The organism is Psychrobacter luti, from assembly GCF_014192115.1.
Classification (GTDB): Bacteria; Pseudomonadota; Gammaproteobacteria; order Pseudomonadales; family Moraxellaceae; genus Psychrobacter; species Psychrobacter luti.
Window position 1 is genome coordinate 168,278 of sequence record NZ_JACHXL010000002.1, and the last position, 21,972, is coordinate 190,249.

Here is a 21,972-nt window from a genome sequence, read left to right on the forward strand (position 1 = left end):
GGGTATCAATTGCTTGGAATACAACCCAGTTCGGCAGATATCGTTTTAAAGTAGTGCGCTTATGAGATTATGGTAGATAGCGATATCTTGACTATCACTGTCATTATTGATAATTATCATTACTTCAATTATCGCCTGTACTTAAAATTAATTAAGCTTCACTTACAAAGCGCCATCATTTGCTTGCAAATTAACCCTATAGGCAGTGGGGTTAAATTGTTAGCATCATAGTAAGGGAATAGCAAAAATGGACTTTTCCACTACCTGAAATGCCTGAGTAAATTGATTAAAAAGGGTGATAACTGGTATTGTTTAAACCGCTCAAACGGATTTTAAGAATAAATATAAATTAATGACTTTTAAAAGCAATTTTTAATAAAATCAGTTATCTAAGATAATCAATAAATATAAAAAGTCTATTTTAACGCGCAAACCAATGATAATAAAACAAGGAGCAGTATTTATGAAAGCAACTCTGAAAAGTTTACGTGAGACAAAAGCCAATCCAGCCGTGAGTATTTTTGTCAAAACGCACCGTGAACATCCTGATAATGAAAAAGATCCTATTGCCCTAAAAAACCAATTAAAAGTCGTCGAAGAGCGCTTAACCAATGAGTATGATAAGCGTACTGCGACCACTATATTAGAAAATATCAAAAATAAAACCAGCGATTTTAATCACAATTATAATCTAGATACGTTGGCGATATTTGCCAGTACTGACGATGTCCAAGTTATCCGTATGCCGATTGATACCAAAGAGCGTGTCATTATTTCAGACCGATTCGCCACACGTGACTTGGTGCGAGATATGGCTAGTGCGGTTCATTATTATACGGTGATATTGACCCGTGATAATGCCCGTTTGATTGAAGCCTCTAACGATCGTGTTATCAAAGAATTTGATAAAGACGATGATGCGCAAAAAAATATGGACAATATCCCATTTCCTATTGAAAATAATAGTCTGTATACCACAGGTGATAGCGGTTCAGATCGCTCAGCGAACAACGAAAGCAGTTATCTAAAAGCTTTCTTTAACCAAGTAGATAAAAGTGTGCAAGAGATATGGGGCGAAAATAAAATGCCACTTGTCATCGTTGGTGATGCCAAAAATATCGGTTACTATAAAGATATCTGTGATCGTCCAGACAATATCATTGCCACGGTTTCAAACGCTACTAAGTTAGAAGAAGGTAGTGCTCAGCATATTGTTGATAGCGTACAAGAAGCCGTAGAAGGCTACCGGTCGTCATTGCATCAAGCGGCCTTGGGCGAGATTGACAAAGCGCGCGGTGCAAATATGCTGCAAACGGATTTACAAGAAGTCTATCGTAGTGCGTTTCAAGGTGTAGGCGAAACCTTATATGTCCGTCGTGGTTATATGCAACCTGCGAAGATTGATGAAAAAGCGCAGACGTTGAGTATGGCCGATAATGCAACGGCAGATGGTGTCACTGATGATGCGATTGGTGAAATCATCGAGCATGTCATTCATAATGGTGGTAAAGCGGTCTTTATGCCACAAGATATTATGAGTGCAGATCAACCAATTGCTCTGGTAACTCGCTATTAATCGGTTGCTGATATTCGTTAATGAATTAGCCATCGTTGCAACATAGGTATAATATGGGAGCATTGGTTCAATATGAATCAATGCTCTTTTTGCATTGATAGACGCTTAATCTTATCTTATTCATTGTTTGTTGAGATAAATTTTTAATGAAGTGCTATTCACCCTTACTCTATAAATACTGAATTTATGACAGATAACTTTATGACTAACACCGCCTCTTTTATTTTAACCAGCTATAACATTCATAAAGGCATGTCGCCGATGAATCGCCAAGTAAAGATACAAGGTATCGCCCAAGCGCTCGATATCATTGGCTCAGACATACTCTGTCTTCAAGAAGTACAAGGTCAAAATCTGAAGCGCAATATGCAATATAACGAATACCCTGACCAATCCCAACATGAGTGGTTTGGTGAATATCTACAGCTGCAAAATAGCTACGGTAAAAACTCAGAGTATGAAAACGGTCATCATGGCAATGCCGTCCTCAGTCGCTTTCCGCTTGATCCCAAACATAATGTCAATATCACGGTTAATAAGCTTGAGCAACGTGGCGTTTTGCACTGCGAGGTGCAGCCGATAGGGTGGGAGATGCCAGTTGTGGTGTTATGTGCTCATTTAAACCTTTTTGAGCGCGATCGTATCAAACAATACGAAGCAATCTCCAATTATGTGCGTAATGAGATTGCGCCCGACCAGCCACTGATTTTGGCGGGTGATTTTAATGACTGGAAAAAAATGTCTTGTGACAGACTCGCATCGAGCTTAGGCATGACCGAAGCATTTAAGCATTGTCATGGTAAGTTATTACCGACCTTTCCTGCCAAACTGCCGGTGCTAAGCTTGGACCGTATCTACGTGCGCAACCTAAGGGTGAAGGATGCTTGGGTACATACCGGCAAGCCTTGGTCTACGTTATCGGATCATCTGCCGCTTAGTGCAGAGTTGGCATTGCCTTAACATCACGAACTATCAAAAAAAGAAACTATCAATAAAAAAGCTGTAAACAAATTAAAAAAGTAAACCAATCAAAAAAGAAAGCTGAAAATAATACAAGGATGATCAATCATGTCTGATAAAAAAATACCAACGACGCAACATGCCGCTCTTATACGTGAATTTGGCGAGCCTGAAGTCATGATATATCAAGAGGGCGTGGCTATTCCTGAATTAACGGACAATCAAGTATTGATAAAAATCGCTTATGCTGGCATCAATCCCGTCGATTATAAAACTCGTCAAGGTAAAGGTTGGGGCGCTGAGGCGATTCAAAAAGATAAATTTGATAAAAATGAGCCTGCTATTTTAGGCTGTGATGTTGCCGGTATCGTGGTCAAAAGTAATAGTGATAAGTTTGCAATCGGTGAGCAAGTCGCGGCATTGACCTTTGACGGTGGCGGTTATGCAGAGTATGTCGCGGTCGATGCTAATCTACTGGCAAAAGTACCTGATTCTGTCACTTTGCAGCAAGCAGGCGCGCTACCTTGTATTGGACAAACGGCGCTACAATTTGTCGAGTTTACTGATATTAAAAAAGGTGAACATGTCGTTATTAATGCGCCAGCTGGTGGGGTTGGACATTTGGCCATTCAGCTATTGATGGATAAAGTCACGCAAGACAATGTGAAAGTAACGGTTATTTGCTCACCTGAGAAGTACGATAAATTGGGTGGTTTAATAGATAAAAATAAGCTGGCAGGTTGGATTGATTATACTAAAGACGACGCTTTTCCTGACTTACAAGCTGATGTGCTACTGGACTTGGTTGGCGATGATGCTGGCGTGCGCGCGCTGCCCGTCGTCAAATCTGGTGGCCGCGTCAATGTTCTACCGACGATTTGGGTTGATAAGCTAAAAGAAGCTGGTAGTCAGAATAATCTGCAGGTGGCGGGTTATAAAGCGCAGCGTAGTGGTGAAGATATGGCACGAGTTTTACAGCTCGTAGCCGATGGCAAGTTAACCCTGCAGATTCAGCAGACCTATCCATTATCTGAAGTAGTGGCTGCTCACCGCGAGCTAGAAAAAGGCGATACCTTTGGTAAGATTGTGCTAAAAGCAAGCTAAGCCAAACTTGTTTAATTTAATGCCATTTGCCGGAAGGTCAAGCTAATACGCCCTTCATCGACCGTTTTGGTCTTAGTAATGCTATGCTTCCAATATTTTTGTGTATCGCCGTGCATGACAATAAGCTGACCAGACTCAAGATAAAGCTCGACTTTATCTTGAGTTTTTTTATGCTTAAAGACAAATTTTCGTGTGGCACCTAGTGACAATGAAGCGATAATCGGCTGATGACCAAGCTCTTTTTCATCGTCTGCATGATAGCCCATACCGTCATCGCCAGATGGATAGTAGTTGAGTAAACAAGAATTAAACTCAGTATTGATACCGCTTTTTAATAGTTGCTGCTCAATATGATGTTTCACATGAAACACTGAGTCTGTCCATGCAATGGCTTGACGTGTGTGCCCCGAGTATTGATAACTGGCATCACTATCGCCCATCCATACTATTTGACGAGTCGTGACATGCGTCTTGCCAAATAAGGTTACAATATCAGGCTGCCAAGGTAGCGTCGTTACTAAGGCATAATATAATGCGCTTGGGTAATCAATCACGACGCCTAAATCATTTACTTTGCCATCATAAGGCAATAAATTATCAGTCGGCGCAGGCGCAAAAAGGTCAGTCATAACTCACATCCCACATCGCTCAGCTTATTTACTGTTTTTATAATGTTCATTGATAATCTGCGCACACAATTCAGGCGCTTCCATCGGTAATAGATGACCGTAGTCTGGCAAAGAGATAACACTGCCATCAGGGACAAATTTTTGCCATTGTTTGCGTACTTTATCATTGATAAATAAGGTCGGTTTGCCCGTGATCAGGGTATAAGGACAGCTGAGCTTTTTCAATGCCGCATCGATATGGGGCGCACCAAAATAGTTAGCAAGTTCTTGCTCAGGGGCAAACATCAAGCTATAGCTGCCATTATCATTGGCAGACAAGCTTTGCTCAGCAAACACTTTTAAATGCTCATCACTGATACGTTTATAAGCACGTTGCGCGCGTAAACTCTCATAGTAATCATCGATACTTGCCCAAGTAGATTGCTTGGTTAGGGTACTTTTAAAGGGTTCACGGCTTAGCAAAAATTGACGAGGTAGCAAGTTATAAAGTGTCGCTTGCTTTTTAGTAAAGGTGACAGGCTCAATAAGGTATAGCTGTGAGAATAGGTCAGGGCGTTTGGCCGCTGCCATGGCGGTGGCGGTCGCCCCTTGTGAATGCCCAATACCAACGATAGGCGCGTCTTGGGTTTTCTCTAAAAACTCAATCAGTATATCGGCATCTTGTTCGCGCGTCATACGCGGCGCTTGCGGTTTGTCATACCAATAACCACGTAGCGCCAGTGCCGATAAATCAAAATCCGTTGCTAACTCATTTAATAAAGGTGCATAAGTACCAACGGTGAAACTATTACCGCCATAAAAATGGGCAGACGGGCGTTTAAGATCATTCGATTTTGCAGCTTGATTCGCTAATTGATTCAGCGGCTGCAAGTCATAATAGCGTGCTTGTTTGCCATCAATATTAATACGCTTGGTAAATGCTTCCATAAAAATAAAACTTCCTTGTGACGAGTTTCTTAATCTTTATTATTAACTTTTATCATTGAATTTTTATTAGCTGTCTTCACCTAAGAAGCCACCACTTTGACGCTGCCATAAGCGTGCATAAACGCCATTTAATGCCAATAGCTCATCATGGCTGCCTTGCTCAATGATATGACCTTTATCCATGACCACCAATCTATCAAGGGCAGCAATGGTAGATAGTCTATGGGCAATCGCAATAACCGTTTTGCCAGTCATAATGTCGTTTAAGCTTTCAGTAATGGCAAACTCAATCTCAGAATCAAGCGCACTGGTCGCCTCATCCAATAACAATATCGGGGCGTTTTTGAGCATCACGCGCGAGATAGCAATGCGCTGACGTTGACCGCCAGACAGCTTAACACCGCGCTCGCCGACTTGGGTATCAAGACCGGTATTGCCTTTATCATCATACAAGCCTTCGATAAAGTCCCATGCTTGTGCTTGCTTAGCAGCTGTAATGATTTCCTCATCGGTTGCATCAGGACGACCGTAAGCGATGTTTTCACGGACGGTACGATGCAATAATGAGGTATCTTGGGTGACCATGCCGATTTGCTGACGTAACGATTCTTGGGTAACTTCGTCAATTGCTTGCCCATCGATAAAGACTTTACCTTTATCAACATCAAAAAATCGTAAGAGAAGGTTAACCAGGGTAGATTTACCGGCACCAGAACGCCCAACTAAACCGATTTTTTCACCCGGTTTGATATCTAAGTAAAAATTATCTAGTAGCTTTGCGTATGAAGTTCCCGCAGCATAATCAATGCCATCCTCATTAATATCATTAAAACGTTTGCTTGATTTATTGGTATTTAAACCTGTGTCATCGTCTTCACCTTCATAACTAAAATCAACATGGTCAAAGACGATACGACCCTCGGTAACTTTAAGGACGGGCGCGTTTGGTTTATCAACGATGGTTTGCGGTGCCGATAAAGTTCGCATTCCGTCTTGTACCGTACCAATACTTTCAAACAAACTGGCGGTTTGCCACATTATCCAGCGCGTGAGACCATTTAAGCGCAGTGCCATCGCTGTCGCTGCAGCAATTGCCCCAACGCCGACCGCACCTTGTTGCCATAAATATAAGCTAATACCAGCAGTCGAGCTGACCAAAACCACACTAATTAAGTGGGTTGATACTTCTAAATAACTGACCCAGCGCATTTGTGCATGGACAGTGCCTAAAAACTGCCCCATGGCGTTTTTGGCATAACCAAGTTCACGGCGCGAATGACTAAAAAGCTTCACGGTCATGATATTGGCATAAGCATCGGTTATGCGCCCCGTCATTAAAGCGCGGGCATCGGCTTGTACAATCGCCGTTTGTTTCAGTTTGGGAATAAAGTACCACATTGCTAGCCAAACTAAGACGAACCAAGCGATAAATGGGATTAATAATAAGCTGTCTAAATTAAATAAAATCACACCAGTGGTAATAAAGTAGACGGCGACATACATAAACATATCGGTGACCGTCATCACGGTATCACGCACCGCCAATGCCGTTTGCATCACTTTAGCAGAGACGCGACCAGAGAATTCGTCTTGGTAAAACTGCATCGATTGCCCTAGCATCCGCTGATGAAAACGCCAGCGCATTTGCATCGGAAAAACGCCTTGCAAGGTTTGAAAATGAATAAATGATGACAAGGCAATCCAGAGTGGACTGACAATCATCACGGCTAACATTAATAGCAGCACATCGCCTTTTTCTGCCCACAGATTTTGCGGGGTGTAAACGCCAAGCCAATCAACGATATTCCCAATCCAGGCAAATAGCATGGCCTCATAGATGCCGATACCGGCAGACAAAATCATAAACAGCAATAGCCAGCCGCGCAAGCCTTTGGTACAGGCCCACAAGAACTTTAGCATGCCATCATTCGGTGACGGCAGTGGCATAGGGGTATCAGGAAAGGCGGGCAGACGAGTTTCGAAGAAACGGAATAGAGCATTCATAGGCAGTGATAAAGCATCAATAGCAGTACGCCAAGATAAGCACATTAACGTGCTATCTTGAATCTTTACTTTTGTGATTAGGATTGTTTGTTATTTTAACAAACTTCGCTCTGATGGCTGCATGCTAATTGTAAGCTGCAGAGTGTCGCTTACAGGGTGTTTCTATCTTAATAATGGTATTGGTGGTTTTGCATATTGTTTATGACTTTATTAAGCATGAGAAATCTATATTAAATAGACAATACTGAAAACCAGCAAGATAAATAGATTGCTGCATAAGAAATATTTTGTTACATTCCATGGTTATTTGATTTAGTAATGCCTACACTAAAACTATCTACTGCTTAAAAAATAAAAGAGTAAAAATAAAGGCGATACTGATATCAGTATGAAATGCTAATAATAAACACGCCCTATTGTAATTTAACAAGGATGACCTTAATGATGTATCTAATAATAGCGGTGCTATGTAGCGTCGCTGTTTCCGTACTCTTAAAAATATTACGTCAAAAAAATATCGATATTCGCCAAACCATCGTGGCAGGGTATCCTGTGGCATTTTTGCTAACTTGGGTGTTATTAAAACCAGATGTCAGTAGCATCGGCGCACTTGGTAATGCATGGGGCATCATTATTGCACTTGGGGTGTTATTGCCGGCGGTATTTATCATCCTTGGGCGCGCGATTGAATCGGTCGGTATGGTCGCAACCGATGCCGCCCAGCGTTTATCGCTTATCATTCCTATTGTTGCCGCATTTTTACTGTTCGGCGAAGTGCTGACAGGTACGCGCATACTTGGGCTGGCGTTAGGGTTCTTGGCGCTTGGTGCTTTGGTCTATCGTCCGCAACATGGGCTCATAAATACCCAAGCAAAGCAGACGCCGCTGTGGCTGTTTGGCGTTTGGTTAGGCTACGGCGTTATTGATATCTTATTTAAGCAAGTTGCTAAGCAAGGCGCGGCTTTTCCTTTAACCTTATTTGTGGCGTTTGGGCTTGCAGGATTACTGTTACTAGTTTATTTACTCATCACGCGCGTCCGCTGGCAGGGTAATGCCCTTAGCGCAGGATTATTACTTGGCGCGCTAAATATGGGCAATATTTATGCTTATGTCCGTGCTCATCAAGTATTATCTGAGTCGCCAAGTATCGTCTTTACGGGTATGAACGTCGGTGTGATTGCGGTGGCAACGTTGATAGGCGTCGGCATATTTAAAGAGCAGCTTAATCGTATCAATATCGTCGGTTTGTTATTGGCAGTTTGCTGCGTGGCAATATTATTTTTGGCTTAATTTCGCCGCTTATAATCGAGAAAAATTTTAACTTATCAACGATAGGCACACGCGATGTCCTATGTTAAGGTTATTTATAGTCAAGCTCATGTTAGCTGCGGGCTGATTGACTTATTATAATAATGTTTGACCTTTATTAATTAGGATAGGATATCTACTCAATGGAATACGAAAAACAATTACAGCGTATCAAAAGCGGTTCAGGTTTTATCGCAGCCCTTGACCAAAGTGGTGGCAGTACGCCAAAAGCGCTAGAAAATTACGGCGTCGGTGGCGATGCTTATGATAACGATGAAGCGATGTTTGACTTGGTACATGAGATGCGCGCCCGTATCATGACTTGTGACTGCTTCGATAATGAACGTGTCCTTGGCGCTATCTTGTTTGAAGATACTATGGAGCGCGAAGTTAATGGCAAGCCGACGGCTAATTACCTATGGGAAGATAAAAATATCGTACCGTTTTTAAAGGTAGATAAAGGCTTAGCTGAGCAAATGGATGGCGTACAAGTGATGCGCCCGATGCCAAATCTCAACTCGTTGTTAGATAAGGCAAAAAACTATCCGGTATTTGGCACCAAAATGCGCTCAGTGATTTATGAGCCAAGTGTCGATGGTATTGAGCTAGTAGTGCAGCAGCAGTTTGATGTGGCAAAGCAGATAATCTCCAAAGGTTTGATGCCTATTGTTGAACCTGAAATAGATATCAACAGTAGCAAAAAACATGACTGCGAAATCATCCTTAAAACCAGTATTTTGCATAATCTTGAGCGCTTAAACGATGGTCATCAAGTGATGCTAAAACTGACCTTGCCAGAAGAAGAGGGCTTTTATCAAGAGCTGATTGACCATCCAAAAGTGCTAAAAGTGGTGGCATTGTCTGGTGGTTATAGTCGTCATGATGCCTGCGAAAAACTTAAGCAAAACCCCGGTATGATTGCGAGCTTCTCACGTGCCTTTACTGAAGGTTTAAGCAAGCAACAGAGCGATGAAGAGTTTGCTGCGACTATTAACGCTTCTATTGACGAGATTTATGAGGCGTCAAAAATCTAACTTAGTTTTTACTGATTGAAGCTATTCGCTAATAAAAAAGCGCTACTCATGAGTAGCGCTTTTTTGTGAGCTCAGAGTCTTGCTAATAAGCTATACCTCTTTATACAGCTGACGGCCTTCACTATGATATTTTTCGGTCATCTCTGCCATACCTCTATGTACTTCCTCAGCACTGGCTTCGCCAACTTTTCCAACCAGCTCAGTATCTACTTCTTTGATGACATGACCGGCATGAGTTAGGTCGCCTGATTGCGGGGTGACCGCTCTATTGGTGGCATCTTTATCCAACCCTGCTGCATATTCACGCACGTTTTGGGTGATTTTCATTGAGCAAAACTTTGGTCCGCACATGGAGCAAAAGTGGGCGGATTTGTGCGCGTCTTTGGGTAAAGTTTCATCATGATATTCACGCGCCGTATCTGGATCAAGCGCTAGATTGAACTGGTCATCCCAGCGGAACTCAAAACGAGCTTTGGATAACGAATTATCACGTGCCTGCGCACCGGGGTGACCTTTTGCCAAATCAGCGGCATGGGCGGCAATTTTATAGGTGATGATACCGTCTTTGACATCCTTTTTATTAGGTAGACCAAGATGCTCTTTTGGCGTGACATAACAAAGCATGGCGGTGCCGAACCAGCCAATCATCGCAGCCCCAATGGCGCTAGTAATATGGTCATAACCAGGAGCAATATCAGTTGTCAAAGGCCCTAAAGTATAGAAGGGGGCGTCGGCACATAGTTCAAGTTGCAAGTCCATATTTTCTTTAATACGGTTCATGGCTACGTGCCCAGGACCTTCAATCATCACCTGTACATCATGTTTCCAAGCGACTTGAGTTAGCTCACCAAGCGTACGTAGCTCGCCAAATTGCGCTTCGTCATTGGCATCTTGCAAACAGCCGGGACGCAGACCATCGCCTAAGCTAAATGCCACGTCATACTGCTTCATAATCTCGCAGATATCTTCAAAATGGGTATATAAAAAGCTTTCTTTATGATGGGCAAGGCACCACTGCGCCATGATTGAGCCGCCACGCGAGACAATACCTGTCAAGCGTCCAGCAGTTAATGGTACATAACGTAGTAATACACCTGCGTGGATAGTAAAGTAATCAACGCCTTGTTCCGCTTGCTCAATAAGCGTATCGCGGAAAATCTCCCATGTTAAATCTTCTGCAACACCGTCAACTTTCTCCAAAGCTTGGTAAATAGGCACCGTACCGATTGGCACTGGCGAGTTGCGAATCAACCATTCACGGGTTTCATGAATATGATTACCCGTCGATAAATCCATGATGGTATCCGCACCCCAACGTGTCGCCCACGTCATTTTTGACACTTCTTCGTCGATAGAAGAGCCGAGCGCTGAGTTACCGATATTGGCGTTAATTTTCACTAAGAAATTGCGACCGATAATCATCGGCTCGGATTCAGGGTGATTGATGTTATTTGGGATAATTGCGCGTCCAGCAGCCACTTCATCACGGACAAATTCAGGCGTGATAATTTTTGGCGTATTAGCACCGAAGCTCTCACCTTCGTGTTGGCGCATATCGGTCAGTTCGTGCTGTTTTTGCGTTTCGCGAATGGCGATATATTCCATCTCAGGAGTAATAATACCGCGGCGTGCGTAATACATTTGCGTGACATTCTTGCCCGCTAGTGCACGGCGAGGCTTATCAATATGAGCGAACCTTAAGTTAGCAGTGCTGATATCACGAGCGCGGGCTTGTCCATATGAGCTTGATAAACCATCTAACTGCTCAGTATCACCGCGCTCAGCTATCCAACCTTCGCGCAATTTAGGCAAACCTTTGGTCAAGTCGATGTCGACATTAGGATCGGTATAAACACCTGAGGTGTCATAGACATAAAACGGAGGATTTTGCTCCCACTCGCTCTCAGGAACGCCTTGGATAGGAGTAGGGTCAAGGGTAATCTCGCGCATCGGTACTTGAATGTCAGGGCGTGAGCCTTCGATATAGACTTTTTTGGAGGCGGGGAGAATACGGTGTAAGTCGCGGGCGTCTTCTTCAAAACGCGCATCATTTGCCGTACGGTGGGCAGGCGTTTTTAGTGCGTCGGCTTTTTTATCGACAGTTTTAGTAACAGGGGTCGAAGGGGTTTGGGCTGTTTGTAAATCTGAAGTAGTCATATGCTGTCCTAGCGTGTTGGTTTTTGAATAAAAGCAACACCGCCAGTAGCTGCGGGGCAAGACTATGCGAGACAGACAAATTCAATCATCGAATGCGTGCACTATTATCAAGTTCAAGTTTCATTGAAACTTAATCTAATGCCATTTTTAAATGATTGGTAGGCGCAACTTTGGATTGATTGCCATACAGCAGCGTAAAAACGCTGTCAGACATAAGATATTGGCAATAACAAAAAGGCATTTCTGCGCGCCCTTTGTACATATATAGCATAGGCTTAAGACTTCCCTGCGTCGGTACTAACCGCATCAGGTTCGGCGGGTGATCTCTCAGCGAATGTATTAAAAAGCTTATAAAGTAAGCTTGTCATACACCGCACCCCGAGTCTGTCAGTGTTGTAAATCAGTCTCATACTAACAAACTATAGGGTTGATGCCTAGTCATTTGCCGTTTGTTAGTTGAGATGCAAGCGTGGTACTTTCAGTTTGATTACTGTCTTTTCAGTATTATTTTTCTGGTGTCCAGCCCTGCGCGCGCTCATAGTCTTCGTTATCTAAGAACTTCTCGCGTTGCTCAGTTAAGAACTTTTTAGCTTCAGGGTCTAGCATGCTGAGATGGTTTTCATTAATCAGCATGGTTTGCTGTTCAAGCCACTCTTTCCATGCTTTATCAGAGACGGTTTCTTGCAGATCTTGACCTTTCTTATTGGGAAAAGGCGGATGCGGCATTTTTGGTAATTCTTGTTTATATTTGCGGCAAAAAACCGTATTGGCTTGCGGATTAAAAGTCTCAGTCATAAGGCAATCCTTATTAGTTAATGGTATTAAATTATTAAATGCAATATTGGTATCGACCTATGATAACGGTCTTCGAGGGTTTAGCCAAGGATAACAGGTGTAGAGAAGGTAACAGCTCATGTAGCTACTGATGTTCATAAAACCATATTTATAAAACGATCTGCATAAAAATACCCGCGATGATGCGGGTATTTTTATGCATGGGCTAGTACTGTAATTAAACCTTGTATGGCGTCGCTAGCTTTACGCAAATGCTTTTAAGCGCATACGACCATTAACCACCGCTTGCTTCACTTGATTTGGCGCAGTACCACCTAAGTGGTCACGAGCGGCTAATGAACCTTCTAGCGTTAGATACTCAAAGACATCATCACCAATCGCATCGCTAAACTGCTGCAGCTGCGCTAAAGACAAGTCGCTTAAATCAACGCCTTCTTTGATACCCAAAGCAACGGCATTACCGACCACTTCATGGGCATCACGGAAAGCCACACCGCGGCGTACAAGGTAGTCAGCCAAGTCTGTGGCTGTTGCATAGCCTTTCATGGTGGCAGCGCGCATATTTTCTTTATTCGGCGTGATATTAGGTAGCATATCAGCAAATGCTAATAGCGAACCCGTTAAGGTATCTACGCAATCAAATAGCGGCTCTTTATCTTCTTGGTTATCTTTATTATAAGCAAGCGGCTGGCTTTTCATTAGACTAAGCAATGTCATTAACTGGCCAAAGACACGTGCTGCTTTCCCGCGTACCAGTTCTGGTACATCAGGGTTTTTCTTTTGCGGCATGATAGATGAGCCAGTACAAAAGCGATCAGGGATTTGCACAAAGTTAAATTGCGCTGACATCCATAAGATAATCTCTTCGCTCATGCGTGACATATGCATCATCAAGATAGAAGCCGCTGAGGTAAACTCAATAGCAAAATCACGGTCTGATACGGCGTCTAAAGAGTTTTGACAAATACCTTCAAAACCTAGCAATTTGGCAGTAATGGTGCGATCAATTGGGAAGGTCGTACCAGCAAGAGCAGCACTACCAAGCGGCATCTGATTGATACGGCGGCGTGCATCGACAAGACGCTCTGTATCGCGGTATAACATCTCAAACCATGCCATCACGTGATGACCAAAGCTGACGGGCTGCGCGGTTTGTAAATGGGTAAAGCCTGGCATGATGGTATCAGTATGTTGCTCAGCCAAATCTAGCAAGCCGCTTTGCAAACGTACGAGTAGCGCAATGATATTGTCGGTTTCTTCACGCAACCACAGACGAATATCGGTAGCAACCTGATCGTTACGGCTACGCCCAGTATGCAGTTTTTTACCTACTGCACCGACAATATCAGTCAAGCGTGATTCGACGTTCATGTGTACGTCTTCAAGCGCGATAGACCAGTTAAATTCGCCTGCTTCAATCTCGCTTAACACTTGCTGTAGACCATCGATAATGATCGCAACGTCATCAGCGCTTAAAATGCTACACTCTTTAAGCATGGTCGCATGCGCAATCGAGCCTTGGATATCGTGACGGGCAAAGCGTTGATCAAAGCCAACAGAAGCGGTAAAGGCGGCGACAAAGCTGTCCGTCGCTTCACTGAAGCGTCCGCCCCACATCTGCTGACCCTGACTACTGGTAGGGCTTTGCGCTGCGGCAGTATTTGTTAGAGAAGCTTCTGTGCTAGAATCAGAAACAGATGAATTTTTATTTGAATCGGGATTATTACTATTTGAAGAATTGGCGTTCATATCGGTACAAGACAAGTCAAGAGAATAAGAACTCAAGTATAGCAAATGATGAGGTTGCCTTACTAGCGGAGCGCTTAGAGTTTTTTATGCCCAAGCTCATGGAAATCATGAAGGCTTGGCAGTGGCTGCTGGCAATCTTTTTTTGGTCGCTGTTTGTAGCGATAGTCGATCGCCATAGTGTGGCCAACCAATCACAATTTATCATCAAATTTATCGCAAGGTTTATCCAAACCAGCTTAACCTTGATACCTTCTTTTTATTTAATTGATTATCTGCGCCCTATATTGAAGCGTTTAAGCGTATCCGCAGCCAGCATGTATGTCTTGCTAATCTTAACAGGTGCCACAGCAGTGACCATGATGTTGGTCTTGCTGATTATGATAAATTTTGGTTGGTTTGATTATAGTGTTCGCGTCTTTATCTCAACGGTTGTCTTTAATACCGTCATTACCGCAGGCTTTACGGTTGCCACTTTGCTGATTTTTTTACGTCGCTACCGTGAGCTGAATGCGCTGAAACAATCATTTGAGCAAAAATTGAGCGCCCAAAACGATATATTAAAAGCTCGCCTTGCGCCGCATTTCTTTTTTAACACTATCAATACCCTGATGTCGCTGATTGAAACTAACCCAACCCGCGCCGCTTACTTATTGCAGCACGTTTCAGCGTTATTTCGTGCCAGTTTTAATGGCGCGCGTGAGATTAGCTTTGAGGAAGAGATTGCCCTTTGTGAGCATTATTTAGCCATCGAATCTATTCGCTTGGAGGATAAGCTGGCAGTAAATTGGCAGCTACCTGACGAAGATGTAATGTATGACATGGTCATCACCGCTTTGACTTTACAAAGCGTCATTGAAAAAATGCTGCTCAATGTGGTTGAGATGACCACTGACACCATTTATATCGATATTAAAGTCAGTTGGCTGCAGCATCGCGTTGAGATTACCATTAGCGTGCAGTTGCCTAAAAAAACCTTGATGATTAACCATGACTTGCGCCAGCATATGGATTTTTATATTCAGGCGGAACGTCTGCGTGCTTATTTTGGCGACAGTGCTGATATCCAAAGCCGCGTGACGAGTAAACAAATTATTACTATTATTCATTACCCGCTACAAGATGTCAGCTTATAATCTTTGCTTTCTAAAGCGCTTTACTTGGTTAGTCATAATAAACCAGCAATCGTAGGCGGGTAGCGTGGCATATTTATTGCATTGTTTATCATATTGTTGAGGATTATCAGTTTTTAAAATTAGCAGTACTTAAATGCTTACCAATGCTTAACTATTACTAATGTTTAAATACTAGCAGTGCTTAAATGCTAAAAATGGTACTGAAACGCTGAAGCGTTATGGGCGGCTTGCAGAAATAGGACGGTTGGTTTATAACTGAAGTAGGGTGTAGTGTCTGAGCTAAAAGGCGAATGATAGTTTTGCTAAGCAGTAAATTTCAAATGTAGATATATGATAAATACTATTAAAGATTTCTAAGTATGCACTTATAAAGGAGTTTGCATGCGGATTGTTGTTTGTGATGATGAGCCATTAGCCCGTGAACGTTTGGTTAGGATTGTCCAAGAATCAGGTCATGAGGTGGTTGCCCAAGCAAAGACGGGCATTGAGGCCATTATTGCCGTAAAATCTCAGCAGCCAGACATCATACTGCTTGATATTCGCATGCCTGAGATGGATGGGGTTGAGTGTGCCCAAGAGCTTGCGAAGCTGAACCATCCGCCAGCCATTATATTCGTAACGGCCTATGACCATTATGCGATAGCGGCGTTAAAAGCCAATGCCATCGGCTATTTGTTAAAACCGGCCAATAAAGATGAGTTGCTAGAAGCGCTACACAAAGCCACCAATCTCAATGCCGCGCAATTAAATGAGATTCGCAAACTTGAAAACCCGACCGCCCGTCCAGTGCGTGAACATATCGCAGCGCGTACCCACCGCGGGGTTGAGCTAATAGAGCTCAAAGATATCTACTACTTTACCGCCGATCAAAAATACGTCAAAGTACGCCACAAAGAAGGCGTTGTCCTCATTGATGACACCCTAAAAGAGCTTGAGCAAGAGTTTGAGGGCAGATTGTTTCGGGTGCATCGTAACGCGATTATCAATATCAAATATCTAGACTTTTTAGAAGCCTTAGATGCAGGACAGTTTCAATTGCACTTTAAAGGGATTGATGAGACGCTAGCAGTGAGTCGTCGCCATCTGCCTGCACTACGTGAAAAGATTCAAAGCATGTAGTGATAAGGGCTTCATGCTGTTGACATAATCATGCCATATCATCAAACCCTTATTTATGCTTAAATAGGGGTATTTTTTTTGCATCATTCTTCTTTATATATCGTTTTTAGCGCCCATTTTGGGTGCCAAATTTGCATTATTGTTGAGCACTGACATCCTAGTATCGAAATTATTGAGGCCTTTTATGAGCACCATGCAGCCAACTGCTTTGACTACCTTAAATATCGCCACGCGCCAAAGCCCCTTGGCATTATGGCAAGCGGAGCATATTCGTGCCCGCCTACTGGCGCTGTATCCTGAGCTGACGATTAATCTGCTAAAAATTGTCACTAAAGGGGATAAGATTTTGGATACACCGCTGGCTAAAATTGGCGGAAAGGGTTTGTTTGTTAAAGAGCTTGAACAAGCTTTATACGATAAGCAGGCAGACATTGCGGTGCATTCTTTAAAAGACGTACCGATGGAATTACCAAAAGGTTTGACGCTGGGCGTTTATTGCAAACGTGCTTCGCCAACCGATGCTTTTGTTTCTAACACTTATCAAAGTATTGATGAGTTGCCACAAGGCGCGGTGGTCGGTACAGCAAGCTTACGTCGCCAATGTCAAATTAAAGCCTATCGTCCCGATTTGCAAATCAAAACTCTACGCGGCAACGTCGGTACGCGCTTAGGAAAGCTCGATGCTGGCGAGTATGATGCTATTATTTTGGCAACCAGCGGTTTACAGCGCATTGAGCTCGATGAGCGTATTCGCAGTGAGCTAGATATTGATATTTGCTTGCCAGCGGTTGGACAAGGCGCACTGGCGATTGAATGCCGTGAGGGTGATGATGAGGTTTTAAAATTACTAGCGCCCTTAAATGATGACAAAGCCCGTATCCGCCTCATCGCTGAGCGCGCATTGAACCGTCATTTACAAGGTGGCTGCCAAGTACCTATTGCTGCTTATGCGGTGTTACAAATGGCTGATGCAGACAAAGATAGCAATAGCAAAAACAATGGCCAAAACGGCAATAATGATGCTGGTGATAGCTTGTGGCTACGCGGTCGCGTCGGTCAAGAAGACGGTAGCGAGCTGCTCAAAGTTGAAAAACGTCTGACTCTAACAGGCAGCCAAGCTGAGCAAGAAGCGCAAGCCAATCAACTAGGTATTGAAGTCGCTGAGATGCTACTAGAAATTGGTGCGGGTGATATTTTATCAGCCATTTATAATCCTAAATAATGTTTAGGTTAAATCATATTGAAATTGACGCATGCTTAAAATGAGTCCCCTTTAAGTTGCATCATAATGTACTCTCGTTATCCACTTAATCATAGCGCCGTCGCTCAGGTGGCTATATGATTAAGCTTCCTTCTTGAGCCTTTTATTACGGTATGTTTATGTCTTGGTCATCACCAAAATCTACGGATTCCCATCAACCCTTTGATAAGCCATCATTGCTGCCGCAAGTCGTCATTAATACGCGCCCAGTTGAGCGTGCGGCACCGTTGACCCAGCATTTACAAGCGGCAGGAATGTCGGTGATTGACATGCCAATGTTGACACTAGAATCGCGCGCAACTACCGAGCAGGATATGGGACTGATGCGTCAATGGTTTGCGGGTGATTATCAAGCACTCGTCATTGTTAGCCCAACTGCCGCCGCTTCAGGATTGGCTGTTTGGCAAGCGCTTGAAAATGAACGCCAAGCTCAGAAATCTGAGAGAAATGTTAGTGAGCATAAAGAATCAGATCTTAAAAATGTAAAAGCCCCGAGCCATCTGATTGCAGTTGGAGAAGCGACTGCGGCGGTATTAAATGACTGCAAATTAGATATAGCAAGCTATCAAGTATTGCAGCCGTTAATTGCCAATAATGAAGGTATGTTAGCTATGCCTGAAATTGAAAGTCTCCAAGCAGGCGATAAGCTCTTGGTATGGCGCGGGCTCGGTGGACGGCGACTATTGGTTGATACGCTACAGGCACGCGGCGTGCACATAGATAGCATCGCTTGGTATGAGCGCATCATGCCTGCCGGCGCTATGGCACAGTATGAGCAATGGCACGCACAGTTTCTTACGCAACAGTCTTTGCAGCAGACAACCTCAGTAGCACAGCCAAAGCCCATCGTTATTGTCAGTAGCGGCACGGCTTTTGAGCATTGGGAAGCTATTGTTAAGGCAGTTGCTGCAAAGGTTGTAGAGTCAAAATCAAGTATGGATAAGCCCGCCCACCCAGAGCTGCAGCTCACCGATTTTGCGTATGTGGTATTAGGCGAGCGCTTAGCCAATATGGTCGCTCGCCAGCAGTTGAGTTATAGGCGTGTGGAAGATTTAGCGCCAGCTACTATCCTTGCGGCAATCCGTTCGCCTATAGTTGATTCAATGTAAAAAACGCTTTATTTTTTTAATCTACTTATTTTATATTTGCTTAAAAATTATCAATCACCAACGGTGCTGCCTTATGTCCATTAATACTGAATCATTATCTCAGGAACCTTCTGCTATTCAGCAGCGCCGGCAAGCAAATATGTTTTTGGTGCGCCTGCAATGGCTAATGATTTTATTGCTTATCGCCGCTTTACTCTGGCTTTATATCAGTCAGCAGCGTTTTGAGCATAATGTCAATGAGCGTTTGCAAAGCAATGAGCAAGTCGTCAGTCGCCTCAATGAGATGGATGATCGCATCTTTGCGATGAGTCAGCAAACCTTGCCGGCACCACGGACTGCCGCTAGTAGTCAAGCTCAAAATCAGCTCGATTTATTGCGTATTCAAATACAAGCGGCTGATAGATTATTGGCAGACAATAACGAGAGTGCGGCGATTGAATTATTGCGTGGCCTGCATTGGCAATTGTCTCAAAGCAGTAATGAGATTGCCCCAGCGCTAACCGTGGTGATTAAACAAAGCTTGGCAAAGGATATTGAACGCTTGCAGGCAAGAAGCTCGCAGCCGAGTCCGTGGCAGCTACAAAATATAGCCATTCAAAATATTCAAGAGTTTTTGCACAGTTACGAACGTGAGCGTCCTACTAATGCAACTGACTCGACTAAAATTCCCGATAATAATATGAGCTTAACGCGCCGGCAGCTCATGATTCACGAAGTTATTATGACGTTGAATCTCGCCACTCAAGCAAGCAATATGCGTGAACAAGAGCAGCTGGTCGGCTATCTGCGTCAAGCGCGTAAACAGCTACAAACACTAGTGACACAGTCATCAGCATCAAAAAAACCTAACAATAATAAAACTTCTCAAACAGCGAATAGTGAAACCTCTAACAATGGTAAGGTTCAAACAAAATCGTCTCCTAACGACATTACCGAGGTTATAGACTGGTTGGATCGACTGATTGCCAATGCGCCAAAACCAACGCCATTATTAACCAAGCAAATTTTGGATAAGCCTAAGCGCTAAGTACATACCGCTGTTTTAAAAGTTCATAATTATAAAAATAAGAGCAATAATAAGAGAAATCAAATAATGGATAGCCTGAATCAAACCTCATATTTAACGAATACTAGCTTAGATAACCGTCACCCTGATGAGTTGGCGCATTATCCAATTATCCATCACCAGCCAATCCATTGGGGCGAGATGGATGCCTTTAACCATCTAAATAATGTGGTGTTTTATCGTTACGCGGAGTCAGCACGGATTGGCTATTTGCAGGCGCTCGGCATGTTTGATGGCAGTATGGTGACAGTCCTCGCTCAGTCTAGCTGTCAGTATTTGCACCCAGTCGTATATCCTGATACTTTATTATTGGGCGTGCGTTGTCAGCGTTTGGGTAATACCAGCATAGTAATCGAATATAGCTACTATAGCACTGCTCAGCAAGCTGTGGTCGCTACTGCTGAAGCAGTGATAGTACGCTTAGAGAGCGATGGTAAAACTAAGTTGCCATGGACATTCGAGGAGCGTGAGCGCTTGTTGGCGCTGGAAAAAGCAGTCGGTCATACGCCCGAATTTTAAAAGAGAGTTTATTTAGTAAGTTATAAATACTGCTAGAATGATACTGATAAGATAAAACTCATTAATAAAAAACCATAAAAAAAGGCACGCTAATAATTTAGCGTGCCTTTTTTGTTCTCTTTCTACTGCTTAATTTTACTATTAGTCTTTATTTTTGCTTAGGTGCGTAAACAAAATCAACAACGTTCAAATCAAAGCCTGACAACGCATAAAACTTCATCGGTGATGACAGTAAGCGCATATCACGAACCCCTAAATGGCGTAAAATCTGTGCGCCAACCCCAATGCTGCGATACGGCTGCTGAGCAATGGTTGAGATTGATTGATTTTCAGCAGCTTTATCGAGCGCATCTCCTAAATCAATCGGTTGATGGTTGCCAATCCAAACGAGCACGCCGCGTTCTGAATCTTGTATTTCTTCTAGCGCTGAACGTACACTCCAGCCACTACGACCAGTTGCATCATTTTTCGCTGCAAATAAGTCACGTAATGGATGGAAGCCATGTACACGAACGGTACTGATGCCTTCGCTCACATCACCTTTTACTAAAGCCAAATGAGTTTCGTCAGCACCAAACTCGCGGAAACGATGCAGGGTAAAAGTACCATATTCTGTCTCAAACGGATGTGATTCAATTTCTTCGACCGTTTGCTCATTGGCAATGCGGTAGTTAATCAGATCAGCAATCGTACCAATCTTCAGACCATGCTCTTTGGCAAATATTTCTAGATCATCACGACGTGCCATCGTCCCGTCATCATTGATGATTTCAACGATAACTGCTGCTGGCTCCAAACCTGCTAAGCGAGCCAAATCACAACCGGCTTCGGTATGACCGGCACGATGAAGGACGCCGCCATTTTGAGCCATGATTGGGAAAATATGTCCAGGCTGCACGATATCTTCTGGTTTTGCTGAAGAGGAAACCGCAGCTTGGATAGTACGCGCACGATCAGCGGCAGAAATACCAGTCGTCACACCTTCAGCGGCTTCAATAGAAACGGTAAAGTTGGTACTAAATTTAGCTTCATTGCGATCTGACATCAGTGGCAATGCTAGCTGCTGGCAACGTGCTTCTGACAAGGTCAAGCAAACCAAACCACGAGCATGGGTAATCATAAAGTTAATATCATCAGGGCGAATATGGGTCGCTGCCATAATGATATCACCTTCGTTTTCGCGATCTTCATCATCCATTAAGATGACCATTTTTCCAGCACGAATATCTTCGATAATCTCAGGAATCGTATTTAAACTCATAGGAAGTCTCAATATTTTATTATTTATAGGTAGGTTTAATTGGGGATATAAATCATTATCTGCCTATTGTAGCAGTAGATTGATAAAAACACTGTTGCGGTAAAGCACAGCAAGCATTGATAAGAGCCATATAAACAGAAGCAATATGCTTTAAAGTTTTTCCGAGCAACTGGTTTGTATATATCATTATGAGGACATTTTAACGCTTTTCACCCTAGCGTGCTGCGTCATCTTCCCGATATGTCAGTTAATAGGTTAAAA

The 21,972-nt window shown here is 43.3% G+C and carries 18 protein-coding genes and 1 riboswitch; of the genes, 11 read left to right on the top strand and 7 right to left on the bottom strand.

Annotated features, from left to right (window positions below; genetic code table 11):
* The first annotated feature begins 463 nt into the window (after positions 1-463).
* The 3 genes from FHS24_RS05120 (at position 464) to FHS24_RS05130 (ending at position 3,640) form a co-directional block, all read left to right on the top strand.
* Positions 464-1,576, top strand: a complete 1,113-nt coding sequence (locus FHS24_RS05120) for an AOC03_06830 family ribosome hibernation factor (RefSeq protein WP_183619426.1) — start codon at positions 464-466, stop codon at positions 1,574-1,576.
* A gap of 201 nt (positions 1,577-1,777) precedes the next feature.
* Positions 1,778-2,536, top strand: a complete 759-nt coding sequence (locus FHS24_RS05125; RefSeq protein ID WP_183619427.1) for an endonuclease/exonuclease/phosphatase family protein — start codon at positions 1,778-1,780, stop codon at positions 2,534-2,536.
* 108 nt (positions 2,537-2,644) lie between these two features.
* Positions 2,645-3,640, top strand: coding sequence for an NADP-dependent oxidoreductase (locus FHS24_RS05130; protein WP_183619428.1), 996 nt, complete (start codon positions 2,645-2,647; stop codon positions 3,638-3,640).
* Between the two features lie 11 nt (positions 3,641-3,651).
* Here FHS24_RS05130 and FHS24_RS05135 read toward each other — a convergent pair whose 3' ends face one another.
* From FHS24_RS05135 to FHS24_RS05145, 3 genes are all read right to left on the bottom strand, one after another.
* Positions 3,652-4,269: an alpha-ketoglutarate-dependent dioxygenase AlkB family protein gene (locus tag FHS24_RS05135; RefSeq protein ID WP_183619429.1), complete on the bottom strand. Its 618-nt coding sequence runs from the start codon at positions 4,267-4,269 to the stop codon at positions 3,652-3,654.
* A gap of 24 nt (positions 4,270-4,293) precedes the next feature.
* Positions 4,294-5,196, bottom strand: a complete 903-nt coding sequence (locus FHS24_RS05140) for an alpha/beta fold hydrolase (RefSeq protein ID WP_183619430.1) — start codon at positions 5,194-5,196, stop codon at positions 4,294-4,296.
* Positions 5,197-5,262: 66 nt separating this feature from the next.
* The gene (locus FHS24_RS05145; RefSeq protein WP_183620050.1) at positions 5,263-7,200 is read right to left on the bottom strand and encodes an ABC transporter ATP-binding protein; all 1,938 of its coding nucleotides are present in this window, start codon (positions 7,198-7,200) and stop codon (positions 5,263-5,265) included.
* A 441-nt stretch (positions 7,201-7,641) separates the two neighbouring features.
* Between FHS24_RS05145 and FHS24_RS05150 the strand changes: the two genes are divergently transcribed.
* Together FHS24_RS05150 and FHS24_RS05155 are read left to right on the top strand one after the other, a co-directional pair.
* Complete coding sequence (locus FHS24_RS05150; protein WP_183619431.1) at positions 7,642-8,490, top strand: EamA/RhaT family transporter; 849 nt, start codon at positions 7,642-7,644, stop codon at positions 8,488-8,490.
* 161 nt (positions 8,491-8,651) lie between these two features.
* Positions 8,652-9,542 carry a fructose bisphosphate aldolase gene (locus tag FHS24_RS05155; RefSeq protein ID WP_183619432.1) on the top strand — a complete coding sequence of 297 codons (891 nt, stop codon included), beginning with the start codon at positions 8,652-8,654 and terminating at the stop codon, positions 9,540-9,542.
* A 90-nt stretch (positions 9,543-9,632) separates the two neighbouring features.
* Here FHS24_RS05155 and thiC read toward each other — a convergent pair whose 3' ends face one another.
* The 3 genes from thiC to argH all read right to left on the bottom strand — a co-directional run bounded on the left by thiC (position 9,633) and on the right by argH (position 14,111).
* Positions 9,633-11,699 carry a phosphomethylpyrimidine synthase ThiC gene (gene thiC, locus FHS24_RS05160; protein WP_183619433.1) on the bottom strand — a complete coding sequence of 689 codons (2,067 nt, stop codon included), beginning with the start codon at positions 11,697-11,699 and terminating at the stop codon, positions 9,633-9,635.
* A gap of 266 nt (positions 11,700-11,965) precedes the next feature.
* Positions 11,966-12,090, bottom strand: a riboswitch (TPP riboswitch).
* A 113-nt stretch (positions 12,091-12,203) separates the two neighbouring features.
* The gene (locus FHS24_RS05165) at positions 12,204-12,494 is read right to left on the bottom strand and encodes an oxidative damage protection protein (RefSeq protein WP_183619435.1); all 291 of its coding nucleotides are present in this window, start codon (positions 12,492-12,494) and stop codon (positions 12,204-12,206) included.
* A gap of 243 nt (positions 12,495-12,737) precedes the next feature.
* A complete protein-coding gene (gene argH / locus FHS24_RS05170) occupies positions 12,738-14,111 on the bottom strand; it encodes an argininosuccinate lyase (RefSeq protein WP_183620051.1) in 1,374 nt (457 codons plus the stop codon).
* A 218-nt stretch (positions 14,112-14,329) separates the two neighbouring features.
* On the opposite strand from argH, the gene FHS24_RS05175 reads away from it, so the two are divergent.
* The 6 genes from FHS24_RS05175 to FHS24_RS05200 all read left to right on the top strand — a co-directional run bounded on the left by FHS24_RS05175 (position 14,330) and on the right by FHS24_RS05200 (position 20,450).
* Positions 14,330-15,376: a sensor histidine kinase gene (locus tag FHS24_RS05175; protein WP_227671685.1), complete on the top strand. Its 1,047-nt coding sequence runs from the start codon at positions 14,330-14,332 to the stop codon at positions 15,374-15,376.
* Positions 15,377-15,757: 381 nt separating this feature from the next.
* A complete protein-coding gene (locus tag FHS24_RS05180) occupies positions 15,758-16,495 on the top strand; it encodes a LytR/AlgR family response regulator transcription factor (protein WP_183619439.1) in 738 nt (245 codons plus the stop codon).
* A 184-nt stretch (positions 16,496-16,679) separates the two neighbouring features.
* Positions 16,680-17,717 carry a hydroxymethylbilane synthase gene (gene hemC / locus FHS24_RS05185; RefSeq protein WP_183619441.1) on the top strand — a complete coding sequence of 346 codons (1,038 nt, stop codon included), beginning with the start codon at positions 16,680-16,682 and terminating at the stop codon, positions 17,715-17,717.
* A 158-nt stretch (positions 17,718-17,875) separates the two neighbouring features.
* Positions 17,876-18,865 (top strand): uroporphyrinogen-III synthase, encoded by a 990-nt coding sequence (locus FHS24_RS05190; RefSeq protein WP_183619443.1) that lies wholly within the window; start codon positions 17,876-17,878, stop codon positions 18,863-18,865.
* Between the two features lie 73 nt (positions 18,866-18,938).
* A complete protein-coding gene (locus FHS24_RS05195; RefSeq protein WP_183619445.1) occupies positions 18,939-19,892 on the top strand; it encodes a hypothetical protein in 954 nt (317 codons plus the stop codon).
* 66 nt (positions 19,893-19,958) lie between these two features.
* Positions 19,959-20,450, top strand: coding sequence for an acyl-CoA thioesterase (locus FHS24_RS05200; RefSeq protein ID WP_183619447.1), 492 nt, complete (start codon positions 19,959-19,961; stop codon positions 20,448-20,450).
* Positions 20,451-20,598: 148 nt separating this feature from the next.
* On the opposite strand, the gene ribBA is transcribed toward FHS24_RS05200, so the two are convergent.
* On the bottom strand, positions 20,599-21,711 hold the full coding sequence (ribBA, locus tag FHS24_RS05205) for a bifunctional 3,4-dihydroxy-2-butanone-4-phosphate synthase/GTP cyclohydrolase II (protein WP_183619449.1): 1,113 nt from the start codon (positions 21,709-21,711) through the stop codon (positions 20,599-20,601).
* Between the last annotated feature and the right edge of the window lie 261 nt (positions 21,712-21,972).